This is a genomic window from Streptomyces sp. CB01373 (genome assembly GCF_002803075.1).
In the GTDB taxonomy this organism is placed as follows: Bacteria; Actinomycetota; Actinomycetes; order Streptomycetales; family Streptomycetaceae; genus Streptomyces.
Map to the genome: position 1 here is coordinate 216,238 of NZ_NNBK01000010.1, position 14,070 is coordinate 230,307.

The following is a 14,070-nucleotide window of genomic DNA, read 5'->3' on the forward strand; positions in this document are numbered from 1 at the left end:
CGTCCCTGTACGTCCGGCCGGACGTCAGTTCTTGCGAACCGTCTCGGCCCCGTCCTTCCCACTGTCGGCCGCGCCGTCCTGGCCGTCGGGGGACGCGTCGGCGGCCGCGCGCGCGTCCTCGGTGTCCTGCGCGTCGTCCGAGCCCCGCTCCCGCGCGGGCTTCTCGCCCTCGGCGTCCGTCCCGGCCTCGGTCGTGGCGCTCTCCTCGGCGGACTGCAGGTCCGGCTCGACCGTCTCCTCGCGGCCTGGCCGGAGCCGGGCCGAGACGATCATGTAGGCCACGGCCGCGAGGAAGAGGATCAACGCGGTCCAGTTGTTCAGCCGCAGGCCCAGGATGTGGTGGGCCTCGTCGACCCGCATGTACTCGATCCAGAACCGGCCCGCGCAGTACGCGGCGACGTACAGCGCGAACGCCCGTCCATGACCCAGCTTGAACCGGCGGTCGGCCCAGATCACCAGCAGCGCGACACCGACGCACCACAGCGACTCGTACAGGAACGTCGGGTGGTAGTACCCCGGCACGCGGCCGTCCGCCGAGGACGTGATGCGCAGCGCCCACGGAACGTGCGTCTCCCGGCCGTACAGCTCCTGGTTGAACCAGTTGCCCCAGCGCCCGAACGCCTGCGCGATCGCCAGTCCGGGGGCCACGGCGTCGGCGTACGGCGGCAGAGCGATGCCCCGGCGGCGGCAGCCGACCCAGGCACCGAGCGCGCCCAGCGCGACGGCTCCCCAGATGCCGAGTCCGCCTTGCCAGACCTTGAAGGCGTCGACCCAGTTCCGGCCTTCACCGAAATAGAGTTCGTAGTCGGTGATCACGTGGTAGAGGCGACCGCCCACCAGACCGAACGGGACGGCCCAGACGGCGATGTCCCAGGCGGTGCCCTTCTTGCCACCACGCGCGACCCACCGGCGGTCGACGATCCAGAGGGCGACGAAGAGGCCGACGAGGATGCTGAAGGCGTAGCCGCGCAGCGGAATGGGACCGAGGTGCAGCACACCGCGCGACGGGCTGGGAATGTAGGCAAGTTCCATGGCAGGGTCGACGCTACCGCAGCCGGTGCGGCGGCACGGCAAGCGGCCCGGCTACGGGTCCATAACGGGCGGCTCGTGCCTCACTCATTTGCTGGCGGCCGCTTCCACCATCTGCTTCAGCTTCGCCGGGGTCATCGTCTGGTCCTGGAGGATGTTCTTCCCGTTCAGCAGGACGGTCGGGGTGCCCGAGAAGTTGCCGGACTGGAAGGCCTGGTGGGACTTGTCGACCCAGCTGTCGTGCGTGCCGTCGCGCACGCACTTGTCGAAGGCCGGGGTGTTCAGGCCGCTCACCTTGCCCGCGAGCCGGATGAGCTCGTCTTTGTCCGCGAAGGCGTCGTCGGTCTCGTGCGGCTGGTGCTGGTAGAGCACGTCGTGGTAGGCGGGGAACTTGCCGGCGTCCTGGGCGCAGGCCGCCGCGTTGGCCGCGCGCAGGGAGCCGGTGCCGCCGAGGTTGCCGTCGATCAGTCTGACCAGGTGGTACTCGACCCTGAGCTTGCCGGCGTCGGTCAGCTCGCGGATCACCGGCCGGTACATCGTCTCGAAGGCCTGGCAGGCCGGGCAGCGGAAGTCCTCCCACACGGTGAGCGTCGACCTGGCTCCGCCTTGGCCGACCGGGATCGCCAGGCTGTCCTTGCCCTGCGCGCCGGAGGGCGCCACGACCGGGCCGGCAGCGCTGCTGCTCTTGTGCTTGCCGGAGTTGGCGGCGACCACGCCGATCACCGCCGCCAGGCCCAGGACGCAGACGACGGTCGCGGCCACGATCAGCGTCCGCCGCCGCCTCTCCGTGGCCTTCTGCTTCTCGCGCTCGGCCGCCAGACGCTCCCGGGCGCCGCGCTTTCCCTGATGGTTCTTCTCGCTCACACCCCCTGAACGAACCGGGGAGGCGCATTGCGCCTCCCCGGTGCCAGGACCACCCGTTCGGGCGATCGAAGGATGTGCCGCGGCCGTCGTTACGCCTGTCCGCGCACCCCGCTCGCCAGCTCGCCCGCGAGAGCGCGGACGGCCTCGACGCCGGCCGCCGGGTCCGGGGCCTCCAGCATCCGCTTGACGAAGGCCGAACCGACGATCACTCCGTCGGCGAAGCCGGCGACCTCGGCGGCCTGGGCGCGGCTGGACACGCCGAGGCCGACGCAGACGGGCAGGCCGCTGCCGGTGGCCCGGGTGCGTTCCACCAGGTCCTGCGCCTGTGTGCCCACCGACTCACGGGTGCCGGTGACGCCCATCAGGGAGGCGGCGTAGACGAATCCGGAGCCGGCCGCGGTGATCTCGGCGAGGCGCTCGTCCCTGCTGCTGGGCGCGACGACGAACACCGTCGCCAGGCCGTGCTTCTCGGCGTGCTCCCGCCACAGGGCCGACTCCTGGACCGGCAGGTCCGGCAGAATGCAGCCGGCGCCGCCCGCCGCGGCGAGTTCGGCGGTGAACCGCTCGACGCCGTAGCGGTCGACGGGGTTCCAGTACGTCATGACGAGCACCGGCTTGCCGGTGACCGCGTGGGCCTCCTTCACCGTCCGCATGACGTCCGCGATCCTGACGCCGCCGCGCAGCGCGATGTCGTCCGCGGTCTGGATGACCGGGCCGTCCAGGACGGGGTCGCTGTGCGGCAGTCCGACCTCGACGACGTCGGCGCCGCCGTCGAAGACGGCCTTGATCGCCTCGATGCCGCCGTCCACGGTCGGGAACCCGGCCGGCAGGTAGGCGATGAGGGCGGACCGGCCCTCCGCCTTGGCGGCGGCCAGGGTGTTGGCCAGCAGCCGGGCCTGGCCACCGGTCGTTGCGGTCCCGCTCACTTGGCGTCCCCCTCGATCTCGGCGGTGTCGGCTTCGTCGGCGGCCACCTGGGCGTCGGTGTCGTACAGGCCGAAGTAGCGGGCGGCGGTGTCCATGTCCTTGTCGCCGCGGCCGGAGAGGTTGACCACGATCAGCCCGTCCTCGCCCAGTTCCCGGCCCACTTCCAGGGCGCCGGCCAGCGCGTGCGCGCTCTCGATCGCCGGGATGATGCCCTCGGTCCGCGACAGCAGGCGCAGCGCCTGCATGGCCGCGTCGTCGGTGATCGCGCGGTACTCGCCGCGGCCGGAGTCCTTGAGGTAGGAGTGCTCGGGGCCGATGCCGGGGTAGTCGAGGCCGGCGGAGATGGAGTACGGCTCGGTGATCTGGCCCTCGTCGTCCTGGAGGACGTAGGAGCGCGAGCCGTGCAGGATGCCGGGCTCGCCCGCGGTCAGGGTGGCCGCGTGCTCGCCGGTTTCGACGCCGAGCCCGGCGGGCTCGCACCCGATGAGGCGGACCCCGCTGTCCGGGATGAAGGCGTGGAAGAGGCCGATGGCGTTGGAGCCGCCGCCGACACAGGCGACGGCTGCGTCGGGCAGGCGCCCGGCACGCTCGAGGAGCTGGCGGCGCGCCTCGACGCCGATGACCCGGTGGAAGTCGCGGACCATGGCCGGGAAGGGGTGCGGTCCGGCGACGGTCCCGAACAGGTAGTGGGTGCGGTCGACGTTGGCGACCCAGTCGCGGAACGCCTCGTTGATGGCGTCCTTGAGGGTGCGGCTGCCGGACTTCACGGCGACGACCTCGGCGCCGAGCATGCGCATCCGGGCCACGTTCAGGGCCTGCCGCTTCGTGTCGATCTCACCCATGTAGATCGTGCACTGGAGGCCGAAGAGGGCGCAGGCGGTGGCGGTCGCGACGCCGTGCTGTCCGGCGCCGGTCTCGGCGATCACCCGGGTCTTGCCCATCCGCCGGGTGAGCAGGGCCTGCCCGAGCACGTTGTTGATCTTGTGGGAGCCGGTGTGGTTGAGGTCCTCGCGCTTGAGGAACACGCGGGCGCCGCCGGCGTGCTCGGCGAAGCGGGGCACCTCGGTGAGGGCGCTGGGGCGGCCGGTGTAGTGGGCGAGCAGGTCGTCGAGCTCGCGGGCGAACTCGGGGTCGGCCTTGGCCTTGTCGTACTCGACGGCGACCTCGTCCACGGCGGCGACGAGCGCCTCCGGGATGAACTTGCCGCCGAACGCGCCGAAGTAGCCCTCGGCGCTCGGCACCTGGCCCTCCGGGTCGGGAATGAAGAACTCGCTGGGCATGCGGATACCTCACAGGGGCGTCTGCCCCGGGATCGGTCGGTCTGAGGGTCACGGTGGTCGCGTGCGCGTGCCGTGCCGCGGGTGTGCGGGCACGGGTGCCGGCGGGCGGGCCACTGGGCCGGCGGCCGGACCGCGGTCGCGGTACGGCGGCCGGGGCCGGGAGCGGCCAGGACCGGGCGACCGGCCTCGGACCGGACGACGCGGCTCAGCTCACCGCTGGTGGCGCGCACGCGGGCGACGCCATCGCATGCCGTTGACCTGGCCCGGTTCGTCGCCGATGACGTACCGCACCCTGCGGCCGTGCACACGGCGTGCGGGCGCGCGGCAGCCCCGGGGCCGGCAGCCTCGCGCGAGGCGGGCGTACGGGTCCCTGGCGGGTTCGGCGATCGGGAGGGTCATCGGGGCACACTCTACCGGCGTACGGCCGCTCGGGTGAGCGGCCGGTGCTCAGCTCCGCCCGTGCCGCAGCGCGGGGTGCGCCCCGGCCGCCACCAGGTCGGCGACCGCCGTCTTCGGGTCTCGGCCGGTGACGAGGGACTCGCCGACCAGGACCGCGTCGGCGCCGGCGTTGGCGTAGGCGATGAGGTCGTGCGGGCCGCGCACCCCGGACTCGGCGATCTTGACGAGGCCGTCCGGGATCTCCGGAGCCACCCGCTCGAACGTGCCGCGGTCGACCTCGAGGGTCTTCAGGTTGCGCGCGTTGACGCCGATCACCTTGGCGCCCGCGTCCACCGCGCGCTCGACCTCGTCCTCGTCGTGGACCTCGACGAGCGGGGTGAGTCCGATGGACACCGCGCGCTCGATCAGCGACTCCAGGGCCGGCTGGTCCAGGGCGGCGACGATCAGCAGGGCGAGGTCGGCGCCGTGGGCCCGGGCTTCCCACAGCTGGTACGAGGTGACGATGAAGTCCTTGCGCAGGACCGGGATGTCCACGCGCGCGCGGACCGCCTCCAGGTCGGCCAGCGAGCCGCCGAAGCGGCGCTGCTCGGTCAGCACCGAGATGACGGAGGCGCCGCCCGCCTCGTAGTCCGCGGCGAGCCCGGCCGGGTCGGCGATCGCGGCCAGCGCGCCCTTGGACGGGCTGGAGCGCTTGACCTCGCAGATGACCTTGACGCCCTCGCCGCGCAGCGCGGCGACGCCGTCCTTGGCCGCGGGTGCCTTCGCCGCGCGCTCCTTGAGCTCGTCGAGGCTGACGCGCGCCTGCCGCTCCGAAAGGTCGGCACGGACTCCGTCGATGATCTCGTCGAGCACACTCACGCGAGCGGCCCCCTTCCGGGCGGTGGACTGTTCCAGCGGGTCTTGCGGCCTCCGGCGGCCCGCCGTGAAACCGATCAGGCGGGCGGGACCGGTGGTACTTGCGATGGTATCCGGAGGCGGGCGCCGACCCCGCATCCGGTGGACGGCGGTCCCACTACCTGGACATACCGTGCCCGATCAAGGATGCAGCCGACCACCGAACGGCAGGTTCCGGACAACGGTGAATGCCAGCACCAGGGCCCCGAGGCCCCACAGGTGCGCCGGCCCGAGCACGGGACGCGGCGGCCGTCCCCGCGCGGCGCGCAGGGCCCACAGCGTCCAGGCCACGGCGAAGACCAGATAGCCCGTCACGGCCAGGGCGTTGTCGTGCAGGGCCGTTGCGAAGTCCCCGTGGACGAAGGCGTGGGCGCTGCGCAGCCCGCCGCAGCCCGGGCAGTAGACACCTGCGTAGCGCAGCAGGGGGCAGACCGGGTAGTGGCCGGGCTGGTTGGGGTCCACGGCCCCGACGTAGGCGAAGGCGCCGGCGACGGCGGCCAGCACCCCGGCGGGGACCGCGAGCCGCCTGAGCACGGCGGTCGCGTGCGAGGGGACGGCGGTGGCGTCCGGGCTGTGCCGGGGGCGGGGTACGGGCGTCCGGTCGTGCGTCACCCTCTGGCTGTCGGGGTTCACGCCTCGCATTGTGCCCCGGAGCGGACGCGCACGCGCGCGAGGGGCGGCACCGGGCCGCCCCTGGGGCTGTCGGATCGTACGGGTCCGCCCCGCGCGGACCTCAGCTCTCGGCGCGGGCCGTCTCACGCGGGCCGACCTGGTGCACCGGGTGCTCGTTCTTCTGGCCGAGGCCCATCATGCGCATGGTGGCGCCGACGACGCCGCCCGCCAGCACGATCCCGATGCCGACCCAGAAGCCGACCGGCTGGGCCATCACCATGAAGGCGCCCGCGACGCAGAAACCGATGAAGGCGATGATGACACCGGTCCAGGCGGCCGGGGTGTGACCGTGGCTGCTGCCCGCCATGACTTGCTCCTCGTTGCTGTGTTCTTGTCTGAGCCGGACGCTCGGCTCCATTGTCCCGCACGCGCGCACACGTCGTGAGCGGGGGTGGCTCCTCGCGACCGCCGTTCGGGTGCGGACGGGACGTGCGCCCCGGCCGGTCCGGTCAGGCGGGTCCGGAGCCGGTCGGGTCCTCGCCGCGGTCCAGGGCCTTCCACAGGTCCTCGGGGCGGTCGGGGTCGACCGGGCGGGCCGCGCGGGAGCGGGGGGCGCCGGAGCGCTCGTAGCGGCCGGACATGGCGGGCCACAGGCGGCCGTAGCGCAGGGCGAGCAGTCCGGCCAGGAGCAGCAGCACCCCGCCGGCGGCCGCGACGTAGGGCCAGCCGGTGTGGCTGAGCGCGGCGGCGGTCGCGGCGGTGTCGCCGGAGACCTGGGCGGCCTTCTCGTCGAGGGCGCCGTCGCCGGTGGCGCCGAGCAGGGCGGCGGCGACCGTGCCCGCGCCGGAGAGCGCGAGCAGCACGGCGACCAGGACGCGGCCGGAGCGGCGGACGGCGAAGACGGCGACGAGCGCGGCCAGGCCCACTATGGCGAGCGCGGCGGGCACGCCCGTGACCTCGCTGCCCCTGGCGGTCAGCGGGAAGGCTCCGCCGGCCACCGTCGCGGTGCCCTCCGCCCAGCGCTGCCGGGTGGCGAGCAGCGCCACGGCCGCGCCGAGCGCGCCGCAGAGCAGGGCGACGGCGAGGCTGCGGCGGCCGGACCGGGCGGGGGCGGCTTCGGAACGGGGGTGAGGTAGGGCAGTCACGTACTCCACTATCGCTCGGACCGCGGGTGTGGCGTCATCCGGGGTTCATGTGGCGGACGTGAGAAACGCCCTATTGTCCCAGCCGGTTCGCGGTGTGCACGGCCCGCAGCACGGCCGCCGCCTTGTTGCGGCACTCGGTATCCTCGGCCACCGGGTCGGAGTCGGCGACGATTCCGGCGCCCGCCTGGACGTAGGCGGTGCCGTCGCGCAGCAGGGCGGTGCGGATGGCGATGGCGGTGTCGGAGTCTCCGGCGAAGTCCAGATAGCCCACGCAGCCGCCGTACAACCCCCGCCGGGACGGCTCGAGTTCGTCGATGATCTGCATGGCCCGCGGCTTCGGCGCGCCCGAGAGGGTGCCGGCCGGGAAGCAGGCGGTCAGCACGTCGAAGGCGGTGCGGCCCGCCGCGACCCGTCCGGTCACGGTGGAGACGATGTGCATGACGTGCGAGTACCGCTCGACGGACATGAAGTCGACGACCTCGACGGAGCCGGGCTCACAGACCCGGCCCAGGTCGTTGCGCCCGAGGTCGACGAGCATCAGGTGCTCGGCGCGCTCCTTGGGGTCGGCGAGCAGTTCCTCGGCGAGGGCCTGGTCCTGCTGCGGGGTGGCGCCGCGCGGCCGGGTGCCGGCGATGGGGTGGACCATGGCCCGCCCGTCCTCGACCTTGACCAGGGCCTCCGGGCTGGATCCGACGACGTCGAATCCGTCGAACCGGAACAGGTACATGTACGGCGAGGGGTTGGTGGCCCTGAGCACCCGGTAGACGTCCAGCGCGCTCGCCGTGCACGGCGTCTCGAAGCGCTGCGAGGGGACGACCTGGAAGGCCTCGCCCGCGCGGATGCGCTCCTTGACGTCATCCACCGCCGCCCGGAAGTCCTCGCCGCCCCACAGCGCGGTGTACTCGGGCAGTTCGGAGGCCGGCAGCGCGGCGGGCGGCTGGGCGACCGGGCGGGACAGGTCCGCCTCCATGGCGTCCAGGCGGGCCACCGCGTCGGCGTACGCCTCGTCGACGCCGGTGTCCAGGTCGTTGTGGTTGATCGCGTTGGCGATCAGCAGGACCGTGCCGTCCCAGTGGTCGAGGACCGCGAGATCGGAGGTGAGCAGCATGGTCAGCTCGGGGAGGCGCAGGTCGTCTCGTTCGCCGGGGCCGATCTTCTCCAGGCGGCGCACGATGTCGTAGCCGAGGTAGCCGACCATGCCGCCGGTGAAGGGCGGCAGGCCCAGGTCGTGGGCGAGGTCGCGGGGGGTGTGCAGGGTTTCGACGGTGGTGCGCAGGGCGGCGAGCGGGTCGCCCTCGGCGGGGACGCCGACCGGCGGGGTGCCGAGCCAGTGGGCCTGGCCGTCGCGCTCGGTGAGGGTGGCGGCGCTGCGGACGCCGACGAAGGAGTATCGGGACCAGGATCTACCGTTCTCCGCGGACTCCAGCAGGAAGGTGCCGGGGCGTTCGGCGGCGAGCTTGCGGTAGAGCCCGACCGGGGTGTCGCCGTCGGCGAGGAGCTTGCGGGTGACCGGGATGACGCGTCGGTCGGTGGCGAGCTTGCGGAACGTCTCGAGGTCCATGGCGGCTGACCCTACTGACCTTCGGTGCCCGCGCCGGAACCGGCGTCCTTCAGCAGGACGTCGGCGTCGAAGCAGGTGCGGTCGCCGGTGTGGCAGGCGGCGCCCACCTGGTCGACCTTGACCAGCACGGTGTCGGCGTCGCAGTCCAGGGCGACGGACTTGACGTGCTGCACGTGTCCGGAGGTGTCTCCCTTGACCCAGTACTCCCCGCGGCTGCGCGACCAGTAGGTGCAGCGGCCGGTGGTCAGCGTGCGGTGCAGCGCCTCGTCGTCCATCCAGCCGAGCATCAGTACCTCGCCGGTGTCGTACTGCTGGGCGATGGCGGGCAGGAGCCCGTCGGCGCTGCGCTTGAGGCGGCGGGCGATCTCCTGATCGAGGCTGCTGGATGGACCACCGTGGTGACGGGCGGGAGTGCCGGGCGTGCTGCTCATGGGTGCCATTGTGCCGCGCGGGACCGCGGGCCGGGGCCGCGTTCCAGTGGGTGGGCGCCCCGGTACGAGGGGGTGCCGCGGGGCGCCTGCGGGGGGTGCCTCGTCGGTGTGGCGCGGCCGGTCGACGGGTGGGCGGACGCGCTACGTGGTCGTAGGCTGACCACATGTCGACCTTTGCCAAGCGTGAACGGCTCCTTCTCGCCGACCTCTTGGAGACCGCCGGTCCTGAGGCGCCGACCCTCTGCGAGGGGTGGCTCACCCGTGATCTGGCGGCGCACGTGGTGGTGCGCGAGCGGCGTCCAGACGCGGCCGGCGGCGTGCTGATCAAGCCGCTGGCGCCGCGCCTCCAGAAGGTGCTGGAGGAGTACGCGGCCAAGCCGTACGAGGAGCTGATCCAGCTGATCCGTACCGGACCGCCGCGCTTCTCACCCTTCCAGCTCAAGCAGCTCGACGAGGCGGCCAACACCGTCGAGTTCTACGTCCACACCGAGGACGTGCGCCGCGCCCAGCCCGACTGGTCGCCGCGCGAGCTTGACCCGGTCTTCCAGGAGACCCTGTGGTCCCGGCTGGAGCGCACCGCCCGGCTGCTGGGCCGGGGCATCCCCACCGGTCTGGTCCTGCGCCGCCCCGACGGCCGCACGGCCGTCGCGCACCGGGGCACGCCGGTGGTGACGGTGACGGGCGAGCCGTCGGAGCTGCTGCTGTTCGCGTTCGGCCGGCAGAACGCGGCCCGGGTCGAGAAGGCCGGCGACCAGGACGCGATCGCGAAGCTGACGGAGACCAAGCAGCTCGGGCTCTGAACCCCGCCGCTCCGGCGGGGTTCAGTGCGGCAGTTCGGCGCGGCGCAGGGCGGGGGCGGCCAGGGCGACGACCCCGCCCAGGGCGCACACCGCCGCGCTGGCGACGAACACCGGGCCGGTCCCCCAGGCCCCGATCGCGGCGGCCGACAGCGGCATGCCGAGCGGGGCGAGACCCAGGCTGGCCAGACCGGCGACGGCGGTGACGCGTCCGAGGTAGGCGGGTTCGGACTGGGTCTGCAGCAGCGCGCCGCACAGGGCGCCGCTGAGCCCGGTGAGGAGGCCGACGAGCACGGCCACCCCGGCGGCGCCGAGGACGTTCGGTACGTAAGCGAGGGCGCCCACGGCCGCGGAGCCGACGAAGATCGAGCAGCCGGCCAGGCTCCCCGCACGGGGCAGCCGTCCCCGGACGGTGAGCAGCAGGGAGACGGCGCCGGCCCCGATACTGAACCCGGCCAGCACCCAGCCCATGCCGGAGGCGCCCCAGCCGCGCTGGTCCGCCAGCAGGGCCAGGCCCACGTTGAGCGGGCCGACGAAGCCGAGGTCGCCCAAGGCGATGGCCAGCATCAACGGGGCGAGGACGCGGTGGTGGCGGATGTACCGAAGGCCGCCCACCAGGTCCCGCCAGGCGGTGGAGTCGCCGGCGCCTGCGGTGTCGTCCGGCGGCAGGTCCCTCATCCGCACGGAGACCAGCAGCGGCACGGACACGGCGATCAGCAGTCCGGCGAACCCGAACGCCGCGGCGGCGCCCCCGAGGGCGACGCCGAGACCGCCGAGCGGGGCGCCGACGACGCTCGCGAAGCGGATCGCCAGCCCGCGCATGCCCTGCACGCGCGCGAGCTGGCCCCGGCTCGTCAGGCGCGCGGGCAGGGCGCCCACGGCGGGCATGAACACGGCGTCCACGGCGCCGAAGACCAGGGCGAGCACGGCCAGCGGCCACAGGCCGGGACCGGCGAGCCACAGCAGCGCCGCCACGCCGAGCACGGAGGCGCACCGCACGACGTCGCTGCCGATGACGACCCTGCGCGGCCCGAGCCGGTCGGCGATCACTCCCCCGCCCAGCATCAAAAGGGCCCTGGGCAGCGCGCTGACCGCCATCACCACTCCGGCCTGCGCGGGCGACCCGGCTTGGACCGCCGCCCAGGACAGGGCGAGGTAGTAGACGTTGTCGCCCACCATCGAGGCGGTGTAGGCACCGAGCCACCGCAGGACGTTGCCGTCACGGTGGGCGGGACGCTCGACGGCGAGTGCCTCTGCGGATGCCGCGGAGACGGTGGTCACGTGGGTGGCCTCTCTCAGACGCGGAACGGGAATCCGTACAGGTGCAACCTGCGAGAAGGCCCCGGCCGGAACCGGCCGGGGCCTTGCCTCGCGCCTACCTGACGGGGTGGCCCGCTCCGCGCAGGGCATCCTTGACCTGGCCGATGCGCAGGTCGCCGAAGTGGAAGACCGAGGCGGCCAGGACCGCGTCCGCGCCCGCCGTGACGGCCGGGGCGAAGTCGGCGAGCCGGCCGGCGCCGCCCGAGGCGATCACCGGTACCGTCACGTGCTTGCGGACGGCCGCGATCATCTCCAGGTCGTAGCCGTCCTTCGTGCCGTCCGCGTCCATCGAGTTGAGCAGGATCTCGCCCGCGCCCAGCTCCGCCGCCCGGTGCGCCCACTCCACCGCGTCGATGCCGGTGCCCCGGCGGCCGCCGTGGGTGGTCACCTCGAAGCTCCCGGAGGGGGTGCGGCGGGCGTCCACCGACAGGACCAGCACCTGACGGCCGAAGCGCTCGGCGATCTCCCGGATGAGGTCCGGGCGGGCGATCGCGGCCGTGTTGACGCCCACCTTGTCCGCGCCCGCCCGCAGCAGTTTGTCCACGTCCTCGGTGGTGCGGACGCCGCCTCCCACCGTCAGCGGGATGAACACCTGCTCGGCGGTGCGGCGCACCACGTCGTACGTCGTCTCCCGGTCGCCCGAGGACGCGGTGATGTCCAGGAACGTCAACTCGTCGGCGCCCTCGGCGTCGTACACCTTGGCCATCTCGACGGGGTCGCCGGCGTCGCGCAGGTTCTGGAAGTTGACGCCCTTGACCACCCGGCCGCCGTCCACGTCCAGGCAGGGGATGACTCGGACCGCCAGGGTCATGAATCCACGGCTCCTCTGTATGCCTCTAGCTCGATCTCGACCAGGATGCGCGGATCCACGAAGCCCTCGACCACCAGCAGGGTCGAGACCGGACGCACCGAGTCGAACAGTTCCTTGTGGGCCCTGCCCACCTCGTCCACGTCCCGCAGATGGGTCAGGTACATCCGGGTGCGGACCACCGCGTCCGGGCCCAGCCCGAACTCGGTGATCGCTTCCAGCGCGCTGGTGAACGCGATCTTCGCCTGCTCGTACGGATCGCCCTCCCCGTACAGCACGGGGCCCTTGAAGGCCGTCGTGCCGGCCACCAGGACCCGGTCACCCGCCGCGACGGCGCGCGCGTAACCGAACGTCTCTTCCCAAAGGCTTCCGCTCTGCACGCGCCGTACGGCTTCCGACGTCATGACGCCACTGCCTCCAAGGCCTCTTCCAGGGTGAACGCCTTCGCATACAGGGCCTTCCCGACAATGGCACCCTCGACACCGAGCGGCACGAGGCCGGCCAGCGCCCGCAGGTCGTCGAGCGAGGAGACGCCGCCCGACGCCACCACCGGGCGGTCGGTGGCCGCGCAGACGTTCTTCAGCAGCTCCAGGTTGGGGCCCTGGAGGGTGCCGTCCTTGGCGATGTCGGTGACGACGTAGCGCGCGCAGCCCTCCTTGTCGAGGCGCTCCAGCGTCTCGTACAGGTCGCCGCCGTCGCGGGTCCAGCCGCGGCCGCGCAGCGTGGTGCCCCGCACGTCCAGGCCGACCGCGATCCGGTCGCCGTACTGGCCGATGACCTTGGCGACCCACTCGGGGGACTCCAGGGCGGCGGTGCCCAGGTTCACGCGGGTGCAGCCGGTGGCCAGGGCGGCGGCGAGGGTGTCGTCGTCGCGGATGCCGCCGGACAGCTCCACCTTGATGTCCATGGCGCGGGCGACCTCGGAGATCAGCTCGCGGTTGTCGCCGGTGCCGAACGCGGCGTCCAGGTCCACCAGGTGCAGCCACTCGGCGCCCGCGCGCTGCCAGGTCAGGGCGGCCTCCAGCGGGGAGCCGTAGGAGGTCTCCGTGCCGGACTCGCCGTGCACGAGGCGCACGGCCTGGCCGTCGCGGACGTCGACGGCGGGGAGGAGTTCGAGCTTGGCCATGTCTCTACAGGGTTCCGATCCAGTTGGTGAGCAGCTGCGCTCCGGCGTCGCCGGACTTCTCGGGGTGGAACTGGGTGGCCCACAGTGCGGCGTTCTCCACGGCGGCCACGAAGGGCTTGCCGTGCGTCGCCCAGGTCACCCTGGGGGCGCGCAGCGCCGGGTTGTGGGTCTCCAGCTGCCAGTCGTGGACGGCGTAGGAGTGCACGAAGTAGAAGCGGGCGTCCTCGTCCAGGCCGGCGAACAGCTCCGAGCCGGCCGGCGCCTGCACGGTGTTCCAGCCCATGTGGGGCACGACGTCCGCCTGAAGCGGCTCGACCGTGCCGGGCCACTCGTCCAGGCCCTCGGCCTCCACCCCGTGCTCGATGCCGCGCGCGAAGAGGACCTGCATGCCGACGCAGACGCCCATGACCGGGCGCCCGCCGGACAGCCGGCGGTCGATGATCCAGTCGCCGCGCACGTCCTTGAGTCCGCGCATGCAGGCGGCGAAGGCGCCCACGCCGGGCACCAGCAGACCGTCGGCGTTCATCGCCGCGTCGTAGTCGCGGGTGATCTCGACGTCGGCTCCCGCGCGGGCGAGGGCCCGCTCGGCCGAACGGACGTTGCCGAAGCCGTAGTCGAGGACCACCACCTTTTTCGTACCGGTGCTCAACTCCACACCCCCAGCCGCATCACGCCCGCGACGAGGCACATCGCCGCGCCGATGGACAGCAGCACGATGAGGCTCTTCGGCATCTGCTGCTTGACGAAGGAGATGATGCCGCCGAGCAGGAACAGCCCGACAACGATCAGCAGGGTCGACAGGCCGGTCACAGTGCCCCTCCGTTCGCTTCTCCGCCCGCGCGGCGCAGAGGCGCGGGCGTCTCCCCCAGTGCCTTGAC

18 protein-coding genes are annotated in these 14,070 nt (G+C 73.1%); 1 reads left to right on the forward strand and 17 read right to left on the reverse strand.

The window, feature by feature from the left end; all coding sequences use genetic code 11:
- Positions 1-24: 24 nt before the first annotated feature.
- The 11 genes from lgt to hisI all read right to left on the reverse strand — a co-directional run bounded on the left by lgt (position 25) and on the right by hisI (position 9,141).
- Positions 25-1,032 carry a prolipoprotein diacylglyceryl transferase gene (gene lgt / locus CG719_RS17485; protein WP_100569580.1) on the reverse strand — a complete coding sequence of 336 codons (1,008 nt, stop codon included), beginning with the start codon at positions 1,030-1,032 and terminating at the stop codon, positions 25-27.
- A gap of 84 nt (positions 1,033-1,116) precedes the next feature.
- Complete coding sequence (locus tag CG719_RS17490; RefSeq protein WP_100569581.1) at positions 1,117-1,893, reverse strand: DsbA family protein; 777 nt, start codon at positions 1,891-1,893, stop codon at positions 1,117-1,119.
- 89 nt (positions 1,894-1,982) lie between these two features.
- Positions 1,983-2,819: a tryptophan synthase subunit alpha gene (gene trpA, locus CG719_RS17495; protein WP_100569582.1), complete on the reverse strand. Its 837-nt coding sequence runs from the start codon at positions 2,817-2,819 to the stop codon at positions 1,983-1,985.
- Positions 2,816-4,099, reverse strand: a complete 1,284-nt coding sequence (gene trpB / locus CG719_RS17500) for a tryptophan synthase subunit beta (RefSeq protein WP_100569583.1) — start codon at positions 4,097-4,099, stop codon at positions 2,816-2,818. Before trpB ends, trpA begins: the two co-directional genes overlap by 4 nt.
- Positions 4,100-4,309: 210 nt before the next feature.
- Positions 4,310-4,498 (reverse strand): tryptophan biosynthesis modulator TrpM, encoded by a 189-nt coding sequence (trpM, locus tag CG719_RS17505; RefSeq protein WP_100569584.1) that lies wholly within the window; start codon positions 4,496-4,498, stop codon positions 4,310-4,312.
- Between the two features lie 48 nt (positions 4,499-4,546).
- Entirely contained in the window at positions 4,547-5,356 is an 810-nt protein-coding gene (trpC, locus tag CG719_RS17510) for an indole-3-glycerol phosphate synthase TrpC (RefSeq protein ID WP_100569585.1), read from the reverse strand.
- Positions 5,357-5,533: 177 nt separating this feature from the next.
- A complete protein-coding gene (locus CG719_RS17515; RefSeq protein ID WP_100569586.1) occupies positions 5,534-6,034 on the reverse strand; it encodes a DUF2752 domain-containing protein in 501 nt (166 codons plus the stop codon).
- Positions 6,035-6,125: 91 nt separating this feature from the next.
- Positions 6,126-6,371: an HGxxPAAW family protein gene (locus CG719_RS17520; RefSeq protein ID WP_100569587.1), complete on the reverse strand. Its 246-nt coding sequence runs from the start codon at positions 6,369-6,371 to the stop codon at positions 6,126-6,128.
- 142 nt (positions 6,372-6,513) lie between these two features.
- On the reverse strand, positions 6,514-7,158 hold the full coding sequence (locus tag CG719_RS17525) for a TIGR02234 family membrane protein (protein WP_100569588.1): 645 nt from the start codon (positions 7,156-7,158) through the stop codon (positions 6,514-6,516).
- A 61-nt stretch (positions 7,159-7,219) separates the two neighbouring features.
- Positions 7,220-8,710, reverse strand: a complete 1,491-nt coding sequence (locus CG719_RS17530; protein ID WP_100569589.1) for an anthranilate synthase component I — start codon at positions 8,708-8,710, stop codon at positions 7,220-7,222.
- 11 nt (positions 8,711-8,721) lie between these two features.
- On the reverse strand, positions 8,722-9,141 hold the full coding sequence (gene hisI / locus CG719_RS17535; protein WP_100569642.1) for a phosphoribosyl-AMP cyclohydrolase: 420 nt from the start codon (positions 9,139-9,141) through the stop codon (positions 8,722-8,724).
- Between the two features lie 164 nt (positions 9,142-9,305).
- On the opposite strand from hisI, the gene CG719_RS17540 reads away from it, so the two are divergent.
- Entirely contained in the window at positions 9,306-9,941 is a 636-nt protein-coding gene (locus CG719_RS17540) for a TIGR03085 family metal-binding protein (RefSeq protein ID WP_100569590.1), read from the forward strand.
- Positions 9,942-9,962: 21 nt separating this feature from the next.
- Here the strand turns inward: CG719_RS17540 and CG719_RS17545 are convergent, their stop codons facing one another.
- The 6 genes from CG719_RS17545 to CG719_RS35835 form a co-directional block, all read right to left on the reverse strand.
- On the reverse strand, positions 9,963-11,219 hold the full coding sequence (locus CG719_RS17545) for an MFS transporter (RefSeq protein ID WP_234375625.1): 1,257 nt from the start codon (positions 11,217-11,219) through the stop codon (positions 9,963-9,965).
- Between the two features lie 94 nt (positions 11,220-11,313).
- Positions 11,314-12,069 carry an imidazole glycerol phosphate synthase subunit HisF gene (gene hisF, locus CG719_RS17550; protein ID WP_100569592.1) on the reverse strand — a complete coding sequence of 252 codons (756 nt, stop codon included), beginning with the start codon at positions 12,067-12,069 and terminating at the stop codon, positions 11,314-11,316.
- Complete coding sequence (locus tag CG719_RS17555) at positions 12,066-12,470, reverse strand: RidA family protein (protein WP_100569593.1); 405 nt, start codon at positions 12,468-12,470, stop codon at positions 12,066-12,068. The genes hisF and CG719_RS17555 overlap by 4 nt, the downstream gene beginning before the upstream one ends.
- Positions 12,467-13,192, reverse strand: a complete 726-nt coding sequence (gene priA, locus CG719_RS17560) for a bifunctional 1-(5-phosphoribosyl)-5-((5-phosphoribosylamino)methylideneamino)imidazole-4-carboxamide isomerase/phosphoribosylanthranilate isomerase PriA (RefSeq protein WP_100569594.1) — start codon at positions 13,190-13,192, stop codon at positions 12,467-12,469. Before priA ends, CG719_RS17555 begins: the two co-directional genes overlap by 4 nt.
- Before the next feature lie 4 nt (positions 13,193-13,196).
- Entirely contained in the window at positions 13,197-13,847 is a 651-nt protein-coding gene (gene hisH, locus CG719_RS17565) for an imidazole glycerol phosphate synthase subunit HisH (RefSeq protein ID WP_376492910.1), read from the reverse strand.
- Positions 13,838-14,002, reverse strand: a complete 165-nt coding sequence (locus CG719_RS35835) for a hypothetical protein (RefSeq protein WP_199836676.1) — start codon at positions 14,000-14,002, stop codon at positions 13,838-13,840. The genes hisH and CG719_RS35835 overlap by 10 nt, the downstream gene beginning before the upstream one ends.
- Positions 14,003-14,070: the final 68 nt, after the last annotated feature.